This window comes from Pseudomonas sp. CFBP 13710, assembly GCF_014842235.1.
Taxonomy (GTDB): domain Bacteria; phylum Pseudomonadota; class Gammaproteobacteria; order Pseudomonadales; family Pseudomonadaceae; genus Aquipseudomonas; species Aquipseudomonas baltica.
In genome coordinates, this window is the sequence record NZ_JACYVJ010000004.1 from 359091 (window position 1) to 383478 (window position 24388).

The window sequence follows — 24388 nt, forward strand, 5'->3', positions numbered from 1 at the left end:
GAGCGCGATAGCTTACGACTCGGTGTGACCGTCAGGCTCGGTGTCGTTCGACTTCGACTTCGGCTGCGCTCGTCGCGGTGGGCGGGCGGCGATGGCCTCGTGGGCTGGGTTGTCGGTCGTGTCCAGCACTCCGTCTCTGGTCGCACTGCGGATGGCGTCGATCAATGCCTGGGTGGGGCGCAACGACGTCTTGCGCTGTCTTGAAGGCTGCGCGGTGAGCAGGGCTTGCGCAGCGGTGTCTTGGTCGGTTGGCATGGGGATATCTCTTGATTGAATGAGCGCCCACATTAAGGTGAGCGCCTCCTGCCTGGGCAATACAGGTTTATCGCACCACGATGCGTCCAATGTATGCGACGCTGGCACACGCCGAACGAGGGCAACCGTTCGATCGGATGTCCCGCTTCGCAGTGCAGTGGCTGAACCCTCCACATGGCATAAGTCTTGCGCCGTGCACTTACCTTCCAGGCTCGCAGGAGGCACGCCGTGTCGATTCATGTCGCACTGAACCATGTCACCCATTATCGCTACGACCGCGCCGTCGATGTCGGCCCTCAAGTGGTGCGCCTGCGCCCCGCGCCGCACAGCCGCACGCGGGTTCTTTCCTATGCCTTGAAAGTGTCGCCAGCGCAGCACTTCATCAATTGGCAGCAGGACCCACAGGGCAACTACCTGGCCCGCCTGGTGTTTCCGGAGAAGGCCACCGAGTTGCGCATCGAAGTGGACCTGGTTGCCGAGATCGCGGTGTTCAATCCCTTCGATTTCTTTCTCGAACCGCATGCGCAGCAGATTCCCTTCGCATACACCGACGAAGAGCAGCATGAGCTGGCCCCCTACCTGGAAACCCTGGCCCTGACGCCCAGGTTTCAAGCGTACCTGGACGGCATCGACCGTACGCCGATCCCCAGTATCGATTTCCTGGTCAGGCTGAACCAGCAACTCAGCCAGGACATTCGCTACCTGCTGCGCATGGAGCCGGGCGTGCAGACGCCCGAGCACACGCTGCTCACCGGTGCCGGTTCGTGCCGCGATTCCGCCTGGCTGCTGGTGCAGCTGATGCGCCGGCTGGGGATTGCCGCGCGCTTCGTCTCCGGCTACCTGATCCAATTGGTCGCCGATGAGCAGGCCCTCGACGGTCCGTCCGGTACCGATGTCGATTTCACCGACCTGCATGCCTGGTGCGAGGTGTATTTACCGGGCGCTGGCTGGATTGGTCTGGACGCCACGTCCGGGCTGTTTGCCGGGGAGGGCCACATTCCCCTGGCGTGCAGTCCCGAACCTTCTTCGGCGGCGCCGATCAGTGGCCGGGTGGAGCCCTGTGAGGTGACGTTTTCCCACCGGATGTCGGTGCAGCGTATCTGGCAGACGCCACGCGTCACCTGGCCGTTGAGCGAAGAGCAATGGGCGGACATGCAGGCCCTGGGGCAGCGGGTCGATGCCGATCTGCGCGCAGAGGACGTGCGCCTGGGCATCGGCAGCGAGCCGACCTTCGTGGCCATGGACGGCGCCGATGCCGTGACGTGGGAAGCTCGAAGCGACGCACCTGCCAGTGGTTTCAAGGCTACGTCGATGCCAGGCGTGTTCAAGGTCGACGTGCCGCAATCCACAAGCTGGGCGCAGTCGGTCCAAGGTGTGGATGAGCTGTACGAGCAGGCTCGGCAGCGTCGCCTGGAGGCCCAGCGGTTCATGATCGACGGTCGGCAGACCGGCACCGGCGCGGGTAATCCGTTGCTGCTGGGTGGGACGACGGCGGCGGATTCGCCGTTTCTGCGCCGGCCCGACCTGCTGCGCAGTCTGATCGGCTATTGGCATGATCATCCGGCGCTGTCGTATCTGTTCAGTGGCACGGCCTGGCCGACCCCGCGGGTCGACGAAACGCGCGGCGATGCGTTGTACGAACTCGAGATCGCTCTGGCGCAATTGCCCGTTCCCGGCGTGCCGTGCCCAACAGGGCTGATCGACCGTGTGCTGCGCCATCTGTTGGTGGATATGACCGGTAACCCTGCCGGCGCGCAGTTCTGCATTGCTCGTCTGGACGGTGACGGACCAGGGGAGCGCGCGGGGCTGCTGCGCCTGCAGGGCCTGGAAATGCCGCCCCATGGGCGCATGAACCTGGCTCTGCAACTGTTGCTGCGCAGCCTGGTGGCGCGCTTCTGGCGCAAGCCCTACGCACCGGCCAGGCTGACTCGCTGGGGTACACAGCTGCACGACCGCTTCATGCTGCCGTACTACATCGAGCGCGATTTCGCCGAGGTGATCGACGATCTGAATGCACACGGCTATGCCGTGGATGCCGGATGGTTTGCCGCACAACGGGCGTTTCGCTTCCCCACCATGGGCGACTGCGTGGTAGAGGGGATTGCCGTGGAGCTGCGCCATGCCCTGGAGCCTGGCCCCGGACGAGGCAGTGCCAGTGGCGCGCCGCAGTCGCCGGACGCATCGCTGGAACGCCTGCAGGTGCGCGTCAATGGGTTGCTGGCCGATCGTTACCGGCTGGCTGTCAATGGCCAGCCCCTGCCGCTGACCGCTACCGGTCGTGCCGGCGAGTTCGTTGCGGGAGTGCGCTACCGTGCCTGGCAGGCCGATCACGGCGATGACGTCGCCGGCCAGGCGCATGTGCCGCTGACCTTCGACATCGTCGACACCTGGACGCAGCGCTCGCTGGGTGGGTGCCAGTACCATGCGGTGCACCCCGGCGGGCGCAGCTACGACAGCCCACCGGTGAATGCCAACGAAGCCGAAAGCCGGCGTCTGGCGCGGTTCTTTCGGATCGGCCACAGTCCCGGCAGGCTGGTACTGCCAGCGCTCAAGGTGGACGATGACTTGCCGATGACCCTGGACATGCGCCGCGTTCCTCAAGGCGGGGTGTGAGCCATGGACGGTATCCGCGCACCGTGCAGGCTGCGATAATCGTTCTTCTCAACGCTGCCCCCGAGCTTCGCCATGTCTGACCTGCTCGATCGTTACTCGCTGTCCGGCGGGTCCTATCATGAAATGCTCGAACCCGATGGCGGCGTGCGCCCGCACTGGCGGCGCCTGTTCGAGCATCTGCAACGCAGTGCGCCAGGCCAGTTGTCGCAGCGCCAGGCGTCGCTGACACGGCAGATCCAGGAAAACGGCGTCACCTACAACGTCTATGCCGACCCCAAGGGGGCCGATCGGCCGTGGGAACTGGACCTGCTGCCGCACATCATTCCTGCCCACGAATGGCGCCAGGTCGCGGCGGGTATTGCCCAGCGGGCACGCTTGCTCAACGCCGTGCTGGCCGATATCTATGGCCCGCAAACGCTGATTGCCCAAGGGCTGCTGCCCGCCGAGCTGATCTTCGGGCACAACAACTACCTGTGGCCGTGCCAGGGCATGCAGCCGCCGCAAGGCACGTTCCTGCACTTGTATGCGGCGGACCTGGCGCGCACGCCCGATGGACGCTGGTGGGTCACCGCCGACCGGACCCAGGCGCCCTCCGGCGCAGGCTATGCGCTGGAAAACCGCATGGGCCTGTTGCGGACCTTTCCCGAGCTGTACCGCGACTTGAAAGTCGAGCACATGGCCGGCTTTTTTCGCACCGTGCAGGACACCATGAGCCGACTGGCCGCCAGCGCCAACGAGGCGCCGCTGGTGGTGCTGTTGACGCCTGGGCGGTTCAACGAAAGTTATTTCGAGCATCTGTACCTGGCACGCCAGCTCGGCTATCCGCTGGTCGAGGGCAGTGACCTGACTGTGCGCGAGGCGACCGTCTACCTGAAGACCTTGAGCGGTCTGCGCCGGGTGCACGCGATCATGCGTCGCCTGGACGACGATTTCTGCGACCCCCTGGAGTTGCGCACCGACTCTGCCCTGGGCGTGCCCGGCCTGCTCGACGCCGTGCGCCAGGGCAATGTGATGGTGGCCAATGCCTTGGGCAGCGGCGTGCTCGAATCGCCCGGGCTGCTGGGTTTTCTGCCGCGCATCTGTGAGCATCTGTTCGGCGAAACCTTGATCCTGCCGTCAATCGCCACCTGGTGGTGCGGCGAGCCGCCGGTGCTGGCCCAGGCCCTCGAGCGGCTGGACGAGCTGGTGATCAAGCCGGCCTTCCCGTCGCAGAACTTCGGCCCGGTGTTCGGTCGGGATCTGGACGCCGCCCAGCGTCAGGCACTGACCGAACGCATTCAGGCCCGGCCCTATGCCTACGTCGCCCAGGAAATGGCGCAGCTGTCCCAGGCGCCGGTGTGGCATGGCCACGGCAACCACCTGCAACCCAGGGCGATCGGCATGCGCGTGTTTGCGGTCGCCGCCGCCGACGGTTACCGGGTGTTGCCCGGCGGCTTGACCCGAGTGGCCACGGACGCCGATGCCGAAGTGGTGTCGATGCAGCACGGCGGCGCCAGCAAGGACACCTGGGTGTTGGGCGAGCACGCTCCGGTCGGTGAGCAGTGGCGGGCGCAGCGAACCATCGGGGTCCATGACCTGGTGCGCATGGACCCCTACCTGCCTTCGCGGGTGGTGGAGAACCTGTTCTGGTTCGGCCGTTACTGCGAGCGTTGCGACGGCAGCGCGCGACTGCTGCGGATCATTCTCGGCCGCTATCTGGACGGCGACGATCCTCAGGCGCTGCAGGCCGCTGTCGATCTGGCCGAAAGCCTGCACCTGTTGCCCGAAGAGGGCGACCTGCGCGAGCGCCTGCTGATGGCCCTGCGCGGTGAGGATTGGGCGTTCAGCCTGCGTGCCAACCTGCAGCGTCTGCAGTGGGCGGCGTTTCAGGTACGCGGCAAGCTGTCGCGAGAGAATTGGCAGGCGTTGGGCGAACTGCAGCGCGAGTCACTGGTGCTTGAAGTCGACGTGCCGGACCTGGGCGAGCTGCTCGACTTCCTCAATCGACTGGTGATGAACCTGGCTGCACTGTCCGGTTTTGCGCTCGACGACATGACCCGCGATGAAGGCTGGCGTTTTCTGATGATCGGGCGACGCATCGAACGCCTGCAGTTTCTCAGCAATGGTCTGTCGGCGTTTCTGGCAAGCGATGCGCTGGACGAACAGGCTGGCCTGGACTGGCTGCTCGAGTTGGGCAACAGCAGCATCACCTATCGTTCACGCTACCTGGCCGTGCCGCAGTTGATTCCGGTGCTGGACCTGCTGTTGCTCGACGCCCAGAACCCCCATGCCGTGTTGTTCCAGCTCAAGCTGGTGGCGCGGGCCGTACGCCGCCTGAGCGATGAATTCGACCTGCCGGTGGATCGCGCCCTGGAGCCACTGATCGAGCGCGTGGCGCGCTTCGATCTGGGTACCCTGGAAAACGCGCTGTTCGGTGAAGCCAGCGTGCGCGCCGTGCTCGACGGCCTGCGCAGCCTGCTGGAGGATATCGCCAGTGTGAGCGTGCAGGTATCGGACCGCCTGGCGTTGCGCCATTTCGTCCATGTCGACGATGTCAGCCAGCAAACGGTGTCGGTGTGATGAGTGCGCATTACCAGATCGTTCACGACACCCGTTACTGCTACGACAGCCCAGTGTCGCTGGCCAAGCAGCTGGCGCACCTGTGGCCGAGGCCTTGCGCCTGGCAGGTGTGCCATGAGCACGCACTGCAGATCAGCCCCGAACCGACCCGGCGTACCGATGAGCTCGATGTGTTCGGCAATCCGCTGACGCGGCTGGCGTTCGAGCGCCCCCACGATGAACTCAAGGTTGGCGCGCGCCTGCATGTCGAGGTGCTGCCACGAGCGCCGGTCGTGCTTGCCCTGTCGCCGGCCTGGGAGTCGACCCGCGATGCCCTGTGCTATAGCGGCCGGCCAGTCGCCGCGCAGGTGCTGCAAGCCTGTCGCTACCGCTTCGAATCCCCCTACGTGCGCCTGAAGAAAAGCTTCGTGGCGTTTTCCGCCAGTTGCTTTCCGTCCGGCAGGCCGATGCTGCAGGGTGCCCAGGCCTTGATGCAGAAAATCTTCAGCGAGTTCACCTTCGATGCCATGGCTACCCAGGTGGCGACGCCGCTGGTCGAGGTGTTGGAGAACCGTCGGGGCGTCTGCCAGGACTTCGCCCACCTGATGCTGGCCTGCCTGCGCTCGCGCGGTTTGGCGGCACGCTACGTCAGCGGCTACCTGTTGACCCAGCCACCGCCAGGGCAGCCGCGAATGATCGGCGCGGATGCGTCGCATGCCTGGGTGTCGGTGTTCTGCCCGGTGCTGGGATGGGTCGATTTCGACCCCACCAACAACGTTCAACCGGGGCTGGAACACATCACCCTGGCATGGGGGCGTGATTTCAGCGACGTGTCGCCCTTGCGCGGAGTGATTCTGGGCGGGGGGGGGCACGATCCCGAGGTGCGCGTGACCGTTCTGCCGATGGTTTGAGCCGAATGTTTACAGCGAATGTCTGAGTGCTGGCAGAGTGCTGCAGCCTGCGGCCAATCATGAAATGATTGCCGCCGTAGCCATTTCCCCTGCCTGGAGACTCACATGTTTGCAAAAGCTGTAGCGGTATCGGTGCTTGCCCTGGCCAGCGGTCAGTTGCTGGCGGCCGAGTGCTCGACCACCGTCGATTCGACCGACCAGATGACCTTCGGCAGCAAGGCTATCGAGATCAGCAAGAGCTGCAAGACGTTCACGGTCAACCTGACCCACTCCGGCAGCCTGCCCAAGGAAGTCATGGGCCACAACTGGGTCCTGAGCAAGGAAGACGATGCCCGCGGCATCGCCATGGACGGCATGAGTGCCGGCATCGACAACAGCTACCTGAAGAAAGGCGACGAGCGCGTGATTGCGTACACCAAGGTCATCGGCGCCGGGGAGAAGGATTCGGTGTCGTTCGACGTGTCGAAACTGTCGGCGGACCAGAAGTACCTGTTCTTCTGCTCGTTCCCGGGTCACCTGGCCATGATGAAGGGGGCGGTGACCCTGGTCGATTGAGTGTTCGCTTCGACCACGTAGGAGCGGTCATCGGCCGCGAAGCAGGCGACGCGGTATGCCTGATTCACCGCGTTGACCTTTTCGCGGCCACGGACCGCTCCTACAGGACGTCCGCCATTGCGTGTACTGGCTTCAAGTAGGCACCTTGAACACGTGGCGCAGGTAGGCGACGAAATTGGGGTCGCGGCATTGGGTCTTGGCGGCTTCGTCGGAAATCTTCGCCACCGGCTGGCCGTTGCAGTCGGTCATTTTCAGCACGATGTTCATGGGTTCCACGCCTGGAATGTCGCAGGTCAGGTTGGTGCCGATGCCGAAGCTCACATTGATGCGCCCGCGCAGTGCGCGAAATATCTGCAGGGACTTGGGCAGGTCCAGCCCATCGGAAAACACCAGGGTCTTGGTCATCGGATCGATGCCCAGCTTGCGGTAGTGGGCGATGGCCTTTTCCGCCCAGACCACCGGGTCACCCGAGTCGTGGCGCAAGCCATCGAAGAGCTTGGCGAAGTACAGGTCGAAATCCCCCAGAAACGCATCCATGGTGATGCAGTCGGTGAGCGCGATGCCAAGCAGGCCACGGTACTCGCGCACCCAGCAATCGAGTGCGGCGATCTGGCTGTCGATCAAGCGTGGCCCCAGTTGCTGGTGAGCCATGATCCACTCATGGGCCATGGTGCCCAGCGGCTTGAGATCCAGCTGACGGGCCAAGTGCATGTTGCTGGTGCCGACGAAGCGCCCCGGAAACTCGTGCTTGAGCACCGTGACCACTTCCTCCTGCACCTTGTAGGAAAAGCGTCGACGAGTGCCGAAGTCGGCCACCTGCAATTCGGCCAGCTCTTCGCTGCTGGCATTGGCCTGCAGCCATTCGAACTTGCGGTAGAGTTTTTCCCGCGGCTGGCTGAGCAGCACATCGGGATAGCGAATGCGATTGCGTACCTCGCTGACCGTGGCCAGCAGTGGCACTTCGAACAGGATCACATGCAGCCACGGCCCGCGCAGGCGAATGAACAGCTGGTCGTTCTCGATGCCGATGCTCAGGTAGCGCAGGTTGAAGCGAAACAGACCCAGGAAGCGCAGGAAGTCGGGCTTCATGAAATTGATGCCTTCCAGAAAGCTCAGCTGGTCCGGGCCCAGACTCAATTCGGAGAGCTGCTCGAGCTGTTCGCGAATGTCGTTCAGGTAGGGCCGCAGGTCTTCGCCGTTGCGACAACGAAACTCCCACTCGACATCGACGTTGGGGTAGTTGTGCAGTACAGCCTGCATCATGCTCAACTTGTAAAGATCGGTGTCGAGCAGGTTTTGCACGATGCGATCGGCGAATACGCTCTCGCTCATCAGGGTCTCCAGAACCGCGTGCCTCATTTGGAACGGCGGTGGCGCACAGTAGGGGCACATTCTGCCAGCTTTTTGGAGTGCGGGTGGATGTGACGTGCCTTCCCCTGCGCGACCCGTGCCAGTACCTTGCGCGGGCCCGCGAAGAGAGACGCGAAGTGGCCTGCACCCGGCACTGCAGGAGGATCCTGTGGTGCGCGGTGTAGCGGTTATGCACCGACAGTGTGCACTTCGGTTACGTCGGCGGTTACAGCGTGGTTGCCCACGGGCGCTGCGTGGGGTTGCAATGATGGCGCATACGGGTTGTACCCGCACTCTTTGCGGGTTCCACCATTCCCGTGCCAGACGGTTGCACGACCTGTAGAAAATGGTTCCGGCGCAGTGAAGTGCTCCTGAAAATGAAAACTGCGCAAGTTGGGCAAATGCGCTGGCACGGCCCTTGCTCTGAGCAATGCGCTGAAGCTGTAGTGCCAACCAAAAAAATTCAGGAGCACCACTCATGTCGCAGACGTTCTACAGGAAAGGTTTTCTGGCTCTCGCAGTGGCAGCTGCGCTGGGCGCTTCGTCGATTGTTCAAGCCGACATCAAGATCGGCGTAGCAGGGCCGATGACCGGTGCCAACGCATCGTTCGGTCAGCAGTACATGAAGGGTGCACAGGCGGCAGCCGATGCCATCAACAAGGCCGGCGGCGTGAATGGGGAAAAGATCGTCCTGGTTGCCGGTGATGACGCCTGCGAGCCGAAGCAGGCCGTGGCCGTCGCCAACCGGCTGGCCGATCAGGACAAGGTCGCAGGGGTGGTGGGGCACTTCTGTTCCTCGTCCACCGTTCCGGCATCCGAGGTGTATGCAGACGCCGGCGTGCTGATGATCACCCCCGGCTCGACCAACCCGACCGTGACCGAACGTGGCCTGCCGGCGGTATTCCGCATGTGCGGTCGCGACGACCAGCAGGGCATCGTGGCCGGCGACTACATCGTCGACGTGCTCAAGGGCAAGAAAGTCGCAGTGATCAACGACAAGGACACCTACGGCAAGGGCTTGGCCGACGCCACCTCGGCACAGCTGACCAAGCGCGGTGTCAAGCCGGTGCTGGAAGAAGGCCTGACCCGCGGCGAGAAAGACTTCAGCGCCCTGGTCACCAAGATCCGCTCCACCGGCGCCGATGTGGTGTATTTCGGCGGCCTGCACCCCGAAGCCGGGCCACTGGTTCGGCAGATGCGCGAACAGGGCCTCAAGGACGTCAAGTTCATGTCCGACGACGGCATCGTCACCGACGAACTGGTCACCACCGCTGGCGGTGCGCAATACGTCGACGGCGTGTACATGACCTTCGGCGCCGATCCGCGCATGCTGCCCGACAGCAAGGCGGTGGTTGAGGAGTTCCGCAAGTCCGGCTACGAGCCAGAGGGCTACACTCTGTACGCCTACGCTTCGTTGCAGGCCCTGGCTGCAGGCTTCAACGGCGCCAAGTCGAACAAGGGCGAAGAGGCTGCCAAATGGCTGAAGGCCAACCCGGTCAAGACCGTCATGGGCGAGAAGGCCTGGGACTCCAAGGGTGACCTGAAAGTGTCCGACTACGTGGTCTACCAGTGGAACGCCGAGGGCAAGTACAAGCAGCTGGAACAGCAGAAGTAGGACGTTTGCACTGGCGCATGCCAGTCCGGGCCGCCCTTGGGATGGCCCACGTTTCCCTCAATACCGCCTGACAGGTGGCGGGCGGGCCGAGGCCTGTCCGCACCTTGCGCGGTGCGCGGTTCCAGACGTTCGTGAGAGTGCATGATGGACGGTATCTTCCTGCAACAAATGATCAACGGCCTGACCCTGGGGTCGGTGTACGGCTTGATCGCCATTGGCTACACCATGGTCTATGGCATCATCGGCATGATCAACTTTGCCCACGGCGACGTTTACATGATCAGCGCCTACCTGGCCGCCATAGGCCTGGCCGTGCTGTCGTTCTTCGGCCTCGAATCCTTTCCGTTCCTGATCCTCGGCACATTGGTGTTCACCATCGTGGTGACCGGTGTGTACGGCTTCGTGATCGAGCGCGTGGCCTACAAGCCGCTGCGCAACTCGACCCGGCTGGCGCCGCTGATCAGCGCCATCGGCATATCGCTGATCCTGCAGAACTACGCGCAGATCAGCCAGGGCGCTCGCCAGCAAGGCGTCCCGACCCTGCTCGAAGGGGCCTGGCGCCTTGAAGTGGGCACCGGTTTCGTGCAGATCACCTACACCAAGATCTTCATCCTCATTGCCGCCTTCGTGGGCATGGGCGTGCTGACCTACATCATCAAGTTCACCAAACTTGGGCGCATGTGCCGCGCCACCCAGCAGGATCGCAAGATGGCCTCGATCCTGGGCATCAACACCGACCGGGTCATTTCCTATGTGTTCATCATCGGCGCGGCCATGGCAGCGCTGGCCGGCGTGTTGATCACCATGAACTACGGCACGTTCGACTTCTATGCCGGGTTCATCATCGGCATCAAGGCGTTCACCGCAGCGGTACTGGGCGGCATCGGCTCATTGCCCGGCGCCATGCTCGGTGGCCTGATACTGGGGGTTGCCGAATCGCAGTTCTCCGGCTTGATCAACTCCGACTACAAGGATGTGTTCAGCTTCGGCCTGTTGGTGCTGATCCTGATCTTCCGTCCCCAAGGCCTGCTGGGTCGCCCACTCGTGGCGAAGGTATAAGTATGTCCGCACCTACTGCCAAACCTATCGATATCAAGAAAAGCCTGGTCGACATGGTCATTGCCGGCCTGCTGGCGCTGATCGTGTTCGGCCCCATCGTCGGCATCGTGCTCGACGGCTACAGCTTCAACCTGCAACCGGCCCGCGTCGCCTGGCTGGTGGCAGCGGTGATGGCCGGGCGCTTCCTGCTCAGCCTGTTCCTGCAGACACCGCGTGGCCGCAGCATTTCCCAGAGCTTCGAAAGCTCGGGGTCGGGCGTGCACGTGCTGCCGCCGGACTACAAGTCGCGGCTGCGCTTCATCATTCCAGCGCTGATCGTGATCGCCATCGTGTTCCCCATCTTCGCCAACAAATACATCCTCACCGTGGTCATTCTCGGGTTGATCTATGTGTTGCTGGGCCTGGGCCTGAACATCGTGGTCGGGCTGGCCGGTCTGCTCGACCTGGGCTACGTGGCGTTCTATGCCATCGGCGCCTACGGCCTCGCATTGGGCTACCAGTACCTGGGCCTGGGCTTCTGGTCGGCGTTGCCGCTGGCTGCGATCGCGGCGGCGCTGGCGGGGTGCATACTGGGTTTCCCGGTGCTGCGAATGCACGGGGACTACCTGGCCATCGTGACCTTGGGCTTCGGCGAAATCATTCGCCTGGTGCTCAACAACTGGTTGTCGTTCACCGGCGGTCCCAATGGTGTGCCGGTACCTTCGCCCACCTTCTTCGGCCTGGAGTTCGGTCGTCGCGCCCGTGACGGCGGGGTGCCGATCCACGAGTACTTCGGCTTCGAATACAACCCCGACCTGAAATTCCTGTTCATCTACGCCGTGCTGTTCCTAGTGGTACTGGCCGTTCTCTACGTCAAGCATCGACTCACCCGCATGCCGGTAGGGCGTGCCTGGGAAGCCCTGCGCGAGGACGAGATCGCCTGCCGCTCGATGGGCCTGAACCACGTGTTGGTCAAGCTTTCGGCCTTCACCATCGGTGCCTCCACCGCAGGCCTGGCCGGGGTGTTCTTCGCCAGCTACCAGGGCTTCGTCAACCCGACCTCGTTCACCTTCTTCGAGTCGGCGCTGATCCTTGCCATCGTCGTGCTGGGCGGCATGGGCTCCACCGTGGGTGTGGTGATTGCTGCCTTCGTACTGACCGTGGCCCCGGAGCTGCTGCGCAGTTTCTCCGAGTACCGAGTATTGCTGTTTGGCGTATTGATGGTACTGATGATGATCTGGCGGCCACGTGGCCTGATCCGTATCAGCCGTACCGGCATCAAGCCAGTCAAGGGCGCATTGATCGACGCCAAGGGGACTACGCCATGAGTAACGAAGTCATTCTGTCGGTCGAGAAGTTGATGATGCATTTCGGTGGCATCAAGGCCTTGAGCGATGTCAGCCTGCAGGTCCGGCGCAACTCGATCTTCGCCTTGATCGGCCCCAACGGCGCCGGCAAGACCACCGTCTTCAACTGTCTCACCGGGTTCTACAAGGCCACCGGTGGACGTATCGAACTGAACGCTCGCGGCCAGAAGACCAATGTCATCAAGTTGCTGGGCGAGCCGTTCCAGGCCACCGATTTCGTCTCGCCACGCAGCTTCGCCAGCCGGGTCTGGTACAAGATGTTCGGCGGGACTCACCTGGTGAACCGCGCCGGGCTGGCCCGGACCTTCCAGAACATTCGTCTGTTCAAGGAAATGTCGGTGCTGGAAAACCTGCTGGTCGCCCAGCACATGTGGGTCAACCGCAACATGCTGGCAGGCATCCTCAACACCCGTGGTTATCGCAAGGCCGAAGAGGACGCTATCAAGACCGCGTTCTACTGGCTGGAAGTGGTGGACCTGGTGAACTGCGCCAACCGCTTGGCCGGTGAGCTTTCCTACGGCCAGCAACGGCGTCTGGAGATCGCCCGGGCCATGTGCACGCGGCCCCAGGTGATCTGCCTGGACGAACCGGCGGCGGGCCTCAACCCGCAGGAAACCGAGGCCCTGAGCGGCATGATCCGCCTGCTGCGTGACGAGCACGACATGACGGTGGTGCTGATCGAACACGACATGGGCATGGTGATGAGCATTTCCGACGACATCGTGGTACTGGACCATGGCAATGTGATCGCCAAGGGCGGGCCGGAGCAGATCCGCAACGACCCCAAGGTGATCGCCGCCTACCTGGGTGCCGAAGAGGAGGAGCTGGTATGAGTACGCCCATCCTCGAAATGAAGGAGATCGACGTTCACTACGGCCCGATCCAGGCGCTGAAGAAAGTCTCGCTGCACATCAACGAGGGCGAGACGGTCAGCCTGATCGGTTCCAATGGCGCGGGCAAGTCGACGCTGTTGATGTCGATTTTCGGCCAGCCGCGCGCCAGTGCGGGGCAGATCATCTACCGGGGTACCGACATCACCCAGAAGTCGTCCCACTACATCGCTTCCAACGGCATTGCCCAGTCGCCGGAAGGCCGTCGGGTGTTTCCCGACATGTCGGTGGAAGAAAACCTGATGATGGGTACCATCCCCATCGGCGACAAGCACTCGAGCGAAGACATGCAGCGCATGTTCGAGCTGTTTCCACGGCTCAAGGAACGGCGCAATCAGCGCGCCATGACCATGTCCGGCGGCGAGCAGCAGATGCTGGCCATCGCGCGCGCGCTGATGAGCCGGCCCAAGCTGTTGCTGCTCGACGAGCCGTCGCTGGGGCTGGCGCCGATCGTGGTCAAGCAGATCTTCTCGACCCTGCGCGAGCTGGCCCAGGGCGGCATGACCATCTTCCTGGTCGAGCAGAACGCCAACCACGCCCTGCGGCTTTCCGACCGTGCCTATGTGATGGTCAACGGCGAGATCCGTCTGACCGGCACGGGGCGTGAGTTGTTGAGCAACGACGAGGTGCGCAACGCGTATCTGGGAGGGCATTGAGCAGACGTGAAAGGCTTGCCGAACGCCCCGTCAGGGGCGTTTTTCGTCACCCTGCCCAATTGTGGAAAACAAATTCGCTGCAGCGTCAAAGTGCGACATAAAACCACTGTTGGTCACCGAAATGCCACAAAGCAGGCTTGTCCCCAATTGCTGTGGAACCGGTTGTGGACAAGTTGGTGGTATACCTCTGCAGGCCACGGTATACGGGGCCTTCAGTCAGCTGATCAAAAATCGCACAGCAGGTTGGACAGTCGTGCGAACGGGCTTTGTCAACTGTTTTATCCACCGTGCCAATCAGAGTGACAGCACCCGCACAGGCTGTGGATAAGTCTGTGAACAAGCCTTGGAAATACTTCGAAAAGTGGCGGTTTCACTGGCGTTGCGCCTTTGGTCGTATGACCACTGCAGACGCAGTGCCGTACCTGCATGCGCAATACACCCCACCGGTCAAGCCAAAAAATTCTAATGGCTCCCGGCCAGCTTGGCCTCCGGGGTTGCCGTGCAGAAGGGAGTTGCCCCCAATCTCTGTGGAACGGCTTGTGGATAAGTTGCGGGTAACCGCACTGGGACCCGCAACCACAAGGGTCTGCGGGTGCTGTTCGATTATTGATCAGTTGCATACGGCCCGTACGCCGGGCATTCTGCAAAACCCCATTCACGGTGGCGACGGTTCGAACGGCCTGCGCATTGCGTGGGCACGCTCCGTGGCTACCCCCGCAGGAGACCCGCATGACTTCCACGGTATTCATCACTGGCGCCACGTCCGGATTTGGCGAAGCCTGCGCGCGACGTTTCGCCGAGGCAGGCTGGTCGCTGATTCTCACCGGCCGTCGCGAAGAGCGCCTGATGGCGCTGAGCGAAGAGCTGTCGGCAAAGACGCGGGTGCATCCGCTGGTGCTCGATGTGCGCGACAGAAAGGCCATGGAGGCAGCGATTGCCGGGTTGCCCGAGGAGTTCGCCAGCATCAGCGGGTTGGTCAACAACGCCGGCCTGGCCTTGGGTGCCGATCCTGCACCCAAGTGCGACCTGGACGACTGGGACACCATGGTCGATACCAACGTCAAGGGCCTGATCTACGCGACGCGGCTGTTGCTGCCGCGCCTGATTGCCCACGGCAAGGGGGCTACCATCGTCAACCTGGGTTCGGTGGCGGGCAATTACCCGTATCCCGGCAGCCATGTGTACGGCGCCACCAAGGCTTTCGTCGGGCAATTCTCGTTGAGTCTGCGCTGTGACCTGCAGGGCACCGGCGTGCGCGTCACCAACCTGGAACCCGGGATGTGCGAAAGCGAGTTCTCACTGGTGCGTTTCGGCGGCGATCAGGCACGCTACGACGCCACCTATGCCGGCGCCAACCCGATCCAGCCGCAGGACATCGCCGAAACCATCCACTGGATTCTGACCCAGCCGGCGCACATCAACATCAACAGTCTGGAAGTGATGCCGGTCACGCAATCGTGGGCCGGCTTCGCCGTGGAGCGTCCAGGCAAGGCTTGATCGGCCCTGGCGTCAGAGGAACGCCTGCAGGCCCTGGTAGCAGGTCAGCAGGTGGTAGGGGGTGGTCGATGGCATGTCGGTGCGGCTGACCACCCCGGTGCCATCGCGGCATTCGTGCCAGCCGCCGGGGTGCAGGAAGCGCTCGCGCAGTACCTGCAACTGCGCGGCCACCGCCGCACCGGGCTGCAAGGTCAGCGCCCGCAGGTATTCGGCCTGTGCCCAGATACGCTGGGTGGCGTCCAGCACCTGGCCGTCGAGCGTGAGCATGCTCATGACCACGCCGTCCCGAACGCCCGTGCGTTGTGCATAGGTGAAGGCGCACTGCAGGGAAAGGTGCAGCGCACTGCCCTGCAACAGCGGTGAGGTCTGCACGAGGAACAGCCATTCGAACTGATGACCGGGCTCGAACCAGTTATCCACCGCTCCGCGCGGCTTCTCCAGCATGATCCCGTGTTCGGGCTCCACGAAACGCGCCTGCATCGCTTCGCAGAGGGCCTGCAGCGCCCTCTGCGTGGGTAGGTCGTCACGCACTGCCAGGGTTGCCAGGAAGCCCTCGGCCAGGTGCATCAAGGGGTTCTGCAAGGGGCCGGTGCCCAGGTTGGCCCAGTCTTCGCCTAGCACGGCTTCGTAGAGCCCATCATCTGTGGAAAAGCGCGTGGCGATGACCTCCAGGGCGGCATTGAGCACCGATTCCACCAGCGGTTCGCGCACCTTGGCCCAGTAGTGCGCACAGGCGAAGACAATGAACGCGTGGGTGTAGAGATCCTTGCGTCGATCCAGCGGGCGGCCCTGGGCGTCGATGCTGTAGAACCAGCCGCCGTGTTCGGCGTCGTGGAAATGCCGTTGCAGGGAACGGAACAGGGTGGCGGCGTGTTCGCGCGCACCGGGTTGCTCGATCAGGCTGGAAAAGACATACAGTTGGCGGGCGCAGGCCATGGCGCGGTAGCGCTGCACCGGCAACGGCTGGCCGGCAGCGCTCACCGCTTCGAACGGCAGGCCGAGTTCGCTATCGAAGCCGGCGCCTTGCCACAACGGCAATACGATTTCGCGAAAGTGCGCGTGGGTGGCCGCCAGGGCGGCGTGCAGCGTTGGGTCGGGCATTGGCGGGATCATCGGAGGCGTTTTGCGCGCCATGGTAGCAGGTGTCGGCCACGGCGCCCAAGACAAGGCCCCTGGGCAGGGGGCCTGGCGCGATCAGCCGGTAAGCAGCCATGCGCCGGTCATGGCCGACAGTGCGCCGGCCACGCGTACCAGTGGCGCGGCTGCCGTTGGCAGGAACCGAACGACGGCATAACCCGCCGCGTGCAGTGCTGCGGTCGCCATGACGAAACCGGCAGCATAGGCAACCGGGCTGGACATCTCCGGCAATTCCAGGCCGTGAGCGACGCCGTGGAACAATGCGAACAGCGCAGTGGCCACCACCGCCAAGGCTAACGGTGGCCGCACGGCCAGTGCCACGGCCAGGCCCAGGGCCAGTACCGAGGCGGCAATGCCGCTTTCCAGTGCAGGCAGTTGCAGGCCGGCAAAACCCAGCAGGCCACCGATCAGCATGGTGCCGACGAAGGTGCAGGGCAGGGCCCAGCGTGCCGCGCCTTGCTGCTGCGCCGCCCACAGGCCGACGGCGAGCATGGCCAGCAGGTGGTCGAGGCCACCCAGGGGGTGACCGATGCCGGCCAGCAGGCCATTGTCGCCGTGTCCCGGATGAGCGAAGGCCACCGCCGGTGTCAGCAGCAGGGCTGCGCAGGTGAGAAGCGTCTTGAAGGTCATGCGGGTCTGTTCCTTATCGTCGTGTTCACGGTAGTTGCGGGCAAGGGTGCGCAGGGTTCAGGCGGCGTCGAGCAGGCCTTGGCGTTCGATGAAGGCAATGATCTGTTCCAGGCCCTGACCGGTCTTCTGGTTGCTGAAGACGAACGGCTTGTCGCCGCGCATGCGTCGGGTGTCGCTGTCCATCATTTCCAACGAGGCCCCTACCAGCGGCGCCAGGTCGATCTTGTTGATCACCAGCAGGTCGGACTTGCAGATGCCAGGGCCGCCCTTGCGCGGCAGCTTGTCGCCGGCGGACACGTCGATCACGTAGATGGTCAGGTCCGACAGCTCGGGGCTGAAGGTGGCGGACAGGTTGTCCCCACCCGATTCCACGAGGATCAGGTCCAGGCCCGGAAAGCGCCGGTTGAGCTGGTCCACGGCTTCCAGATTGATGGAGGCGTCTTCGCGGATGGCGGTGTGCGGGCAGCCACCGGTTTCCACACCGATGATGCGCTCGGGCGCCAGGGCCTGGTTGCGTACCAGGAAGTCGGCGTCTTCGCGGGTGTAGATATCGTTGGTGACCACGGCCAGGTTGTAGCGCTCGCGCAGGGCCAGGCACAAGGCCAGGGTCAGCGCGGTCTTGCCAGAGCCTACCGGGCCTCCGATACCGACACGCAGGGGTTGGGTATTCATGGTGACTCTCCTAGGAACGGAACAGGCGGCTGTACTGGCGCTCGTGGGCCATGCTCGCCAATGACAGGCCGAAAGCGGCGCTGCCGTAGTGTCGGGGATCCAGTTCGGTGGCTGCGAACTGGGCCTGCTGCAGCGTCGGCAGCAGTTGTGTGGTAAGTCGCTGAGCAGCCTGCTGGCCCAGGGGCAGGGTCTTCATGAGCACCGCCAACTGGTTTTCCAGCCAACTCCACAGCCAGGCCGCAAGGGCGTCCTGCGCAGGGATGTTCCAGGCGCGCGCGGCCAGTGCCCAGCCCAGGGCCAGGTGGGGCTCTTCGATCTGAGCCAGATAGTGGCGGGCCGTAATGTCCAGTTCGGCAAGGCCGAGCAGCAGTTGCTTGAGCGAATAGCCCATTTGCCGGCTTTCGAGTTGCAGTTCGCGGGTTTCGCGGCTCGCGCGATGTTCGGCACCTAGCTCCAGCAGTTGTCCCCAGTCCTCTTCGGCGGCAGCCACGCAGTGGGCCAGCAGCAGGGGCGCCTCGAAACGGGCCAGGTTGAGCAGCAGTTGGTCGGCGATCCAGCGATGGGCGCTTTGCGCATCGGCCACCGTGCCGTTTTCCACGGCCATCTCCAGGCCCTGCGAGTAGCTGTAGCCACCGATCGGCAGTTGCGGGCTGGCCAGGCGCAGCAGGGCCCAGGCGTTGTTCACGTGCGCACGCCGAACTGGTGCAGTTTGGGCGCGTAGTTGAAGTCTTCCTCGCCATGGCGCGAGTGGTGATGACCACCGCCATAGGCGCCATGTTCGGGATGAAAAGGTGCCAGCAGGGGCTGGGTCTGGGCGCCGAGTTGTTCGAGCATGGCCTTGAGCACGTAGTCGTCGAGCAGGCGCAGCCAGCCGTCACCCACTTGCAGGGCCACGTGGCGGTTGCCCAGATGGTAGGCGGCGCGAGTCAGCTCGAAGGCGCTGCTGCAGGTGACATGAAGCAGCGCCTCGGGACGCGCGCAGACCCGCACCACGCGGCCGTCCTCGGCCTGCAGGCATTCACCGTCGTGCAACGGAGGTTGACCGCGTTCCAGAAACAGGCCGACGTCTTCACCTTCGGCACTGAAACAGCGCAGGCGACTCTTGCTGCGGGCTTCGAAGTTGAGGTGCAGTTCGGCTGCCCATTGGCTTGCGGGCGCGATTCTGCGATGGATAACCAGCATTGGACGTTTCCATTGAAGGGCAGTGGCCAATGCAGAGCAAGTGTCTTGCCAACCGGTAGTGAGCTAACGGGGCTGCGGGATCAGGATGAACGAGGCTCGGCGCAATGCACTGGTGCGGTGCGTAGCGGCTTGAGACGCACCAATTCGAGGCGAGCGAGTTATTGGTTGAGGCCTTTCCAGTATTTGGCGCCGATGAAAATGAAGCGCAGTTGCTGGCTGATCTTCGCCTCGGGGGTCAGGTGGGCTGGCAGGTCGGCAGCGGGTGGGTCGATCAGTTCGGGAAGCGTGGCAAACACGGCCTTGACGACAAGGTCGGCCATCACCTGCAGTGACGCGCTGCTCAGGTGCTGCCATTTGGGCATGGACCCCAGATCGGTGGCCAGGTCGGCGCTGATGCCGGCGCGCAAAGTGGCAATGGCCTGGCGCACGGGCAGGGACCCTCCGTATTGCTCGCGGGCGAGGAACAGGAATTGCGGGCGATTGGCAGCCACTCCGTCGAGAAAGATGCGGACGGAAGCCGCCGTGAGGCCGCCGACCACTATTTCATGGTGACGAACCAGGCGGAGCGTAGCGCGGAACGTGGCGTCGACTTCGTTGACCAGGGCCAGGCCGAGCTGATCCATGTCGTCGAAATGGCGATAGAAACCGGTGGGTACGATGCCAGCAGCCTTGGCGACTTCGCGCAGGCTGATACTGCCGAAGCCTCGACCGGCCGCCATCAGTTGGCGTGCAGCTTCGAGGAGGGCGAGACGGGTCTGCTGTTTCTGTTCGGCGCGAGGCAACATCGACGGAGCTTCTGTGAAGGACAGCGAAGAACTCTAGCAAATTGACAGGCGGGGCGTCGAACCAAGCGGGTGCAGCGATGGATTACGCGGGGGCGGCAAGCCCGGCTTGGGGAGGCCGGGCTTCGTCGGATACCTCAAACCACTGTCTCATGCGTTGGCTTGGTCTTGACGATCGAGCAGACGCTGCGAGCCGTTCTCGGCGAAGGTGCCTTGTGGGGTGCGATCCGAACCGTCTTCAGCGAAAGTAGCCTGTGGCGTGCGGTCGGAGCCGTTCTCGGCGAAGGTGCCTTGTGGGGTGCGATCCGAACCGTCTTCAGCGAACGTGGCCTGTGGCGTGCGGTCGGAGCCGTTCTCGGCGAAGGTGCCTTGTGGCGTGCGATCCGAACCGTCTTCAGCGAAAGTAGCCTGTGGCGTGCGGTCGGAGCCGTTCTCGGCGACAGCGCCTTGTGGGGTGCGGTCGGAACCGTCTTCCGCCAGGTAGGGCTGGCTGAAGCTGGCAGCGCTGGAACGCAGTTCGGCGGAAACACTTTGATCGGCGGCTGGCATGGCGAAGGCGTTGGCAGCGAGGACCGAGAGAGTCAGGGAAAGCAGCAATTGGCGTTTCATGATGGTGGCGCTCCTTGGGAGGGCAGTAATTGGGTACAGAGCCAATGCTACTCTTTGAAATTCGATAGAAAAGTTCATAAAGGCAATGGTAACAATCAACGAAAATGATGTTTTGCCGCGAGGGCTCTAGATCGAGGGTTTCAGTGCACCAGCACAGTGAATTCTCGGGCCCTGAGCACCGTTGTCGAGCGTCACCATCGGTAACGTTGATAGTGGAAGAAGCATGTTGCTTCTGCATTGGACGCGTTGTGTCAGGCGGATCGCATGCACCGCTGACGCGGCTTGCGCCGCTGCTACAGGGAGTAGACCGCGATCCCTGTAGCAGCGGCGCAAGCCGCGTCCGGGTTCATCGCATTGCATCAGGCACAACGCATCCGCCGTTGAAGCGGCTCGCGTCCGGGCTCGAAAAAGCCAAAAACTAAACCCTCGAGGCGTTTATCAGTCCTACCCTTGTTAGGTAGCACCCCCTGTGCTCGCGGGAGCACGCAGTCTCAAGGAGCCCGCAATGACGCGCCCACGTAAAATCATCGCCTGGACCCTGGGCAGCCTGTTGGTCCTGCTGGTGATATTGGTGGTGGTGATCGCCACCTTCGATTGGAATCGAATCAAGCCCACGCTCAACGAAAAAGTGTCCGAAGCCCTGCATCGCCCTTTCGCCATCAATGGCGACCTGGCTGTGCATTGGCAGCGCGAAACGGATGAGGGCGGCTGGCGTGCCTGGGTGCCATGGCCGCGCTTCGTCGCCCAGGACATCACCCTGGGCAACCCCGACTGGTCGCAGAAGCCCCAGATGGCGAGCCTGCAGAAGGTCGAGTTTCGTCTTTCGCCCTTGCCTTTGCTGGCCCAGCGGGTGGTCATACCGCGTATCGACCTGACCGGGCCCGACGTAGCCCTGCAGCGCCTGGCGGATGGGCGCGCCAACTGGACCTTTCAGTTCGACGAAAAAGACCCCGATGCCGAGCCCTCCAAGTGGGTCATGGACATCGGTGCCATAGGCTTCGACAAAGGCGTAGTGGCTTTCGACGACCAGACGCTCAAGACCTCGGTCAAGGTGTTGATCGATCCATTGGGCAAGCCCATCGCGTTCAGCGATATCGTCGGCAGCGGTGCGGCCAAGAAAGTCGCCGACCAGGGCGCCAGTGCCCAGGATTATGCCTTCGGCTTCAAGGTCGATGGCCGCTACAAGGACCTGCCGCTGTCGGGGTCGGGCAAGATCGGCGGGCTGCTGGCGCTGCAGGATGCAACGCGACCGTTTCCAGTGCAGGTCGACGTGCGCATTGCCGATACCCGCGCAGCGGTTGCCGGTACCCTGACCGACCCACGCAATCTCGGTGCCCTTGACCTGCGCCTGCGCCTGAGTGGCAGCAGCCTGGGCAACCTGTATCCACTGACCGGGGTGACCCTGCCGGATTCGCCTGCGTACGAAACCGACGGGCACTTGCTGGTCAAACTGCACGAGCCCGGCGGCGCGTCGTTCCGCTATGAAGGCTTCAACGGCAAGATCGGCAACAGCGACATCCATGGTGATCTGGGCTTCGTCGCCAGTCAGCCAAGGCCCAAGCTGAGCGGCGCGCTGGTCTCGAACCAGTTGCTGTTTGCCGACCTCAAGCCTTTGATCGGCGCTGACTCCAATACCGAGCAGAAGGCTCGTGGCGGCGCAAGCAAGCAACCCACCGGCAAGGTGTTGCCAGTCGAAGAGTTCAAGACCGACCGCTGGCGTGCCATGGACGCCGATGTCGAATTTACCGGACGCAAGATCGTCCACAGCGAAGAGTTGCCGTTCACCGATCTGTACACCCATGTGGTGTTGAACGACGGCAACCTGCGCCTGGAACCTCTGCGCTTTGGCGTGGCCGGCGGCAAGCTGGATGCACAGATCTCGCTGAACGGGCGCACTACGCCGTTGCAGGGCAGGGCCAAACTGACCGCCCGCGGGTTTCAGCTCAAGCAGCTGTTTCCCACGTTCGAACCCATGCGCACCAGCTTCGGCCAGCTCAACGGCGATGCCGACATCACCGGTACCGGTAATTCAGTCGCAGCGCTACTGGGTTCGGCAGATGGCAATTTGAAGATGCTGGTCAATGATGGCGCCGTGAGCCGCGACCTGATGGAAATTGCCGGGCTCAATGTCGGTAACTACCTGGTGGGCAAGATTTTCGGCGACAAGGAAGTGGAAATCAACTGTGCGGCGGCCTCGCTGGGCATCAAGAACGGGCTGGCCAGCACCGATCTGTTCGTTTTCGATACCGAGAACGCGATCATCTACGTCGACGGCACGGTGAATTTCAAGCAGGAACAACTGGACCTGAAAATATCGCCGGAATCGAAGGGCTTCCGCCTGCTGTCGCTGCGCTCGCCGTTGTATGTGCGCGGCCCGTTCGCCAAGCCCAATGCCGGGGTGCAAGCCGTGCCACTGCTGCTGCGCGGCGCGGGCATGATTGCGCTGGGCGCTACCATCGGGCCGGCGGCCGGGTTGCTGGCACTGGTCGCGCCTAGTGGCGGTGAGCCGAATCAGTGCACGCCATTGCTCGAACAGATGAAGTCGGGCAAGGCGCCCAAGACCGTGCCTGCTTCCTGAGAGGGTTCGAGGGGTGCTCCCGAGCGCTGCGACGCGCCGGTTGAACCAAGTCGCGCCCTTCGCGGCCACGGACCGCTCCTACATGGGTTGCGGTACTCCTGTAGGAGCGGTCATCGGCCGCGAAACGGGCCTTGCGGTGTATCAGGTGAATTGAGGCGCGCCCTTCGCGGCCACGGACCGCTCCTACAAGCAGGCGCGGTACTCCTGTAGGAGCGGTCATCGGCCGCGAAACGGGCCTTGCGGTGTATCAGGTGAATTGAGGCGCGCCCTTCGCGGCCACGGACCGCTCCTACAAGCATGCGCGGTACTCCTGTAGGAGCGGTCATCGGCCGCGAAACGGGCCCTGCGGTGTATCAGTTGAAACACATCTCCGCTGACGCGGCCGTCAGGCACAAAAAAGCCAGAACCTGAGTTCTGGCTTGGGACTTGCGGCAGGTTGTTACAGCGAGCCGTAGATGTCCGCCATGTCATCGGCGTGTTCTTCTTCCTGAGCCAGGATGTCTTCGAAGATACGGCGAGTGGTAGGGTCTTTGTCGCCAATGTACTGGATGATTTCGCGGTAGCTGTCGACGGCGATCCGCTCGGCCACCAGGTCTTCGTAGACCATTTCCTTCAGGCTGTTGCCAGCCACGTACTGGGCGTGGGAATTCTTGCTCAGCAGGTCCGGGTTGAACTCCGGCTCGCCGCCCAGCTGCACGATACGTTCAGCCAGCTTGTCGGCGTGCTCGGCTTCCTGTTTGGCGTGCTCGAGGAACTCGTCGGCCGCAATGCTGGCCTTCAAACCACTGGCCATGAAGTAATGGCGCTTGTAGCGCAGCACGCATACCAGCTCTGTCGCCAGCGAGCTGTTGAGCAGCTTGATGATCTCTTCGCGGTTGGCATCGTAGCCTTCGGTGACCGCGCCGTTCTCGACACCTTGGCGCGCACGGGCACGCAGTACATCGACGGGAGTCAATTTGGAAGTTTCTAGGTCGATCATGTTCGTCTCCAGCTATACGGTTTTGGCCGTCGCGCTCTGTTGCCCCGAATTCGGGGCCCGGCGGGATCGGTACAGAAGTCTCGCTACACAGATGTGAGTCGTGGCGGCGACGAAAAGTTTTATTACAAATGGCCCGGGGAGGGCCTTTCGTCAGCCGCCTGGGGCAGGGTTACGGTGCGGTTTCGTTGAGCTTGCGTTGCTCGCAAGTCATGAAGCCCTTGGTGGCGACGTGGCCAGAGCTGTCGAAACTCACGTAGTAAGGCTGCTGATGGCCTTCACGGGTCAGGATGTAGTTATTGCAGGTGCCGTACATGGAGTTCGCAGTGCCGGCAACGACGGTCGAAGGCGTGCCGCCGATGGCCAGCACCTGTTGCATGGTCATGCCTTTCTCGACCTGCTTGACCAGAGGCGCGTCACGGTAGGTCACGAAGTCCACCGGGTTCTGCACGGTGGTGTTCGATGAACAGCCAGCCAGCGCGGCTACGGCAAAGAGTGCTGCCAAGGATTGCTTGTACATGGGGAGTCGCTCCTTCG

22 protein-coding genes are annotated in these 24388 nt (G+C 63.1%); 11 read left to right on the forward strand and 11 right to left on the reverse strand.

The features are described 5' to 3' along the window. Positions 1 to 12 precede the first annotated feature (12 nt). Positions 13 to 255, reverse strand: coding sequence for a hypothetical protein (locus tag IFT44_RS12590; protein ID WP_192137597.1), 243 nt, complete (start codon positions 253 to 255; stop codon positions 13 to 15). Between the two features lie 228 nt (positions 256 to 483). On the opposite strand from IFT44_RS12590, the gene IFT44_RS12595 reads away from it, so the two are divergent. The 4 genes from IFT44_RS12595 to azu all read left to right on the forward strand — a co-directional run bounded on the left by IFT44_RS12595 (position 484) and on the right by azu (position 6872). Then, positions 484 to 2868 carry a transglutaminase family protein gene (locus IFT44_RS12595; protein ID WP_192175978.1) on the forward strand — a complete coding sequence of 795 codons (2385 nt, stop codon included), beginning with the start codon at positions 484 to 486 and terminating at the stop codon, positions 2866 to 2868. Between the two features lie 72 nt (positions 2869 to 2940). Further along, a complete protein-coding gene (locus IFT44_RS12600; protein WP_122480355.1) occupies positions 2941 to 5427 on the forward strand; it encodes a circularly permuted type 2 ATP-grasp protein in 2487 nt (828 codons plus the stop codon). Continuing rightward, positions 5427 to 6317 carry a transglutaminase family protein gene (locus IFT44_RS12605; protein ID WP_192055742.1) on the forward strand — a complete coding sequence of 297 codons (891 nt, stop codon included), beginning with the start codon at positions 5427 to 5429 and terminating at the stop codon, positions 6315 to 6317. Before IFT44_RS12600 ends, IFT44_RS12605 begins: the two co-directional genes overlap by 1 nt. Positions 6318 to 6422: 105 nt before the next feature. Then, on the forward strand, positions 6423 to 6872 hold the full coding sequence (gene azu, locus IFT44_RS12610) for an azurin (protein WP_122480353.1): 450 nt from the start codon (positions 6423 to 6425) through the stop codon (positions 6870 to 6872). 132 nt (positions 6873 to 7004) lie between these two features. Here azu and pncB read toward each other — a convergent pair whose 3' ends face one another. Continuing rightward, positions 7005 to 8204 (reverse strand): nicotinate phosphoribosyltransferase, encoded by a 1200-nt coding sequence (pncB, locus tag IFT44_RS12615; protein WP_185795302.1) that lies wholly within the window; start codon positions 8202 to 8204, stop codon positions 7005 to 7007. A gap of 496 nt (positions 8205 to 8700) precedes the next feature. Here pncB and IFT44_RS12620 point away from each other — a divergent pair, with 496 nt between their 5' ends. The 6 genes from IFT44_RS12620 (at position 8701) to IFT44_RS12645 (ending at position 15285) form a co-directional block, all read left to right on the forward strand. Further along, positions 8701 to 9837 (forward strand): branched-chain amino acid ABC transporter substrate-binding protein, encoded by a 1137-nt coding sequence (locus tag IFT44_RS12620; protein WP_122480351.1) that lies wholly within the window; start codon positions 8701 to 8703, stop codon positions 9835 to 9837. A 144-nt stretch (positions 9838 to 9981) separates the two neighbouring features. Next, entirely contained in the window at positions 9982 to 10896 is a 915-nt protein-coding gene (locus IFT44_RS12625) for an ABC transporter permease subunit (RefSeq protein WP_122480658.1), read from the forward strand. A gap of 2 nt (positions 10897 to 10898) precedes the next feature. Beyond that, positions 10899 to 12203: a high-affinity branched-chain amino acid ABC transporter permease LivM gene (gene livM / locus IFT44_RS12630; RefSeq protein ID WP_122480350.1), complete on the forward strand. Its 1305-nt coding sequence runs from the start codon at positions 10899 to 10901 to the stop codon at positions 12201 to 12203. Then, positions 12200 to 13075: an ABC transporter ATP-binding protein gene (locus tag IFT44_RS12635; protein WP_122480349.1), complete on the forward strand. Its 876-nt coding sequence runs from the start codon at positions 12200 to 12202 to the stop codon at positions 13073 to 13075. Before livM ends, IFT44_RS12635 begins: the two co-directional genes overlap by 4 nt. Continuing rightward, on the forward strand, positions 13072 to 13788 hold the full coding sequence (locus IFT44_RS12640) for an ABC transporter ATP-binding protein (RefSeq protein ID WP_122480348.1): 717 nt from the start codon (positions 13072 to 13074) through the stop codon (positions 13786 to 13788). Before IFT44_RS12635 ends, IFT44_RS12640 begins: the two co-directional genes overlap by 4 nt. Before the next feature lie 729 nt (positions 13789 to 14517). Next, complete coding sequence (locus tag IFT44_RS12645) at positions 14518 to 15285, forward strand: SDR family oxidoreductase (RefSeq protein WP_122480347.1); 768 nt, start codon at positions 14518 to 14520, stop codon at positions 15283 to 15285. A 12-nt stretch (positions 15286 to 15297) separates the two neighbouring features. Here IFT44_RS12645 and IFT44_RS12650 read toward each other — a convergent pair whose 3' ends face one another. The 7 genes from IFT44_RS12650 to IFT44_RS12680 all read right to left on the reverse strand — a co-directional run bounded on the left by IFT44_RS12650 (position 15298) and on the right by IFT44_RS12680 (position 20297). Then, positions 15298 to 16386, reverse strand: coding sequence for an AGE family epimerase/isomerase (locus IFT44_RS12650; protein ID WP_192175979.1), 1089 nt, complete (start codon positions 16384 to 16386; stop codon positions 15298 to 15300). A 93-nt stretch (positions 16387 to 16479) separates the two neighbouring features. Next, positions 16480 to 17052, reverse strand: coding sequence for a HupE/UreJ family protein (locus IFT44_RS12655; RefSeq protein WP_122480345.1), 573 nt, complete (start codon positions 17050 to 17052; stop codon positions 16480 to 16482). 57 nt (positions 17053 to 17109) lie between these two features. Then, entirely contained in the window at positions 17110 to 17724 is a 615-nt protein-coding gene (gene ureG / locus IFT44_RS12660) for an urease accessory protein UreG (protein ID WP_122480344.1), read from the reverse strand. A 10-nt stretch (positions 17725 to 17734) separates the two neighbouring features. Continuing rightward, on the reverse strand, positions 17735 to 18409 hold the full coding sequence (locus IFT44_RS12665; RefSeq protein WP_192175980.1) for an urease accessory protein UreF: 675 nt from the start codon (positions 18407 to 18409) through the stop codon (positions 17735 to 17737). Beyond that, positions 18406 to 18906, reverse strand: a complete 501-nt coding sequence (gene ureE / locus IFT44_RS12670; RefSeq protein WP_122480342.1) for an urease accessory protein UreE — start codon at positions 18904 to 18906, stop codon at positions 18406 to 18408. Before ureE ends, IFT44_RS12665 begins: the two co-directional genes overlap by 4 nt. Positions 18907 to 19064: 158 nt before the next feature. Continuing rightward, a complete protein-coding gene (locus tag IFT44_RS12675) occupies positions 19065 to 19691 on the reverse strand; it encodes a TetR family transcriptional regulator (RefSeq protein ID WP_192059085.1) in 627 nt (208 codons plus the stop codon). Between the two features lie 147 nt (positions 19692 to 19838). Next, complete coding sequence (locus IFT44_RS12680) at positions 19839 to 20297, reverse strand: hypothetical protein (protein ID WP_192175981.1); 459 nt, start codon at positions 20295 to 20297, stop codon at positions 19839 to 19841. A gap of 505 nt (positions 20298 to 20802) precedes the next feature. On the opposite strand from IFT44_RS12680, the gene IFT44_RS12685 reads away from it, so the two are divergent. Beyond that, positions 20803 to 22875, forward strand: a complete 2073-nt coding sequence (locus IFT44_RS12685; protein WP_185795295.1) for an AsmA family protein — start codon at positions 20803 to 20805, stop codon at positions 22873 to 22875. Positions 22876 to 23314: 439 nt separating this feature from the next. On the opposite strand, the gene IFT44_RS12690 is transcribed toward IFT44_RS12685, so the two are convergent. Together IFT44_RS12690 and osmE are read right to left on the reverse strand one after the other, a co-directional pair. Next, positions 23315 to 23854: a ferritin-like domain-containing protein gene (locus IFT44_RS12690; protein ID WP_122480338.1), complete on the reverse strand. Its 540-nt coding sequence runs from the start codon at positions 23852 to 23854 to the stop codon at positions 23315 to 23317. Positions 23855 to 24023: 169 nt separating this feature from the next. After that, entirely contained in the window at positions 24024 to 24371 is a 348-nt protein-coding gene (gene osmE / locus IFT44_RS12695) for an osmotically-inducible lipoprotein OsmE (protein ID WP_122480337.1), read from the reverse strand. Between the last annotated feature and the right edge of the window lie 17 nt (positions 24372 to 24388).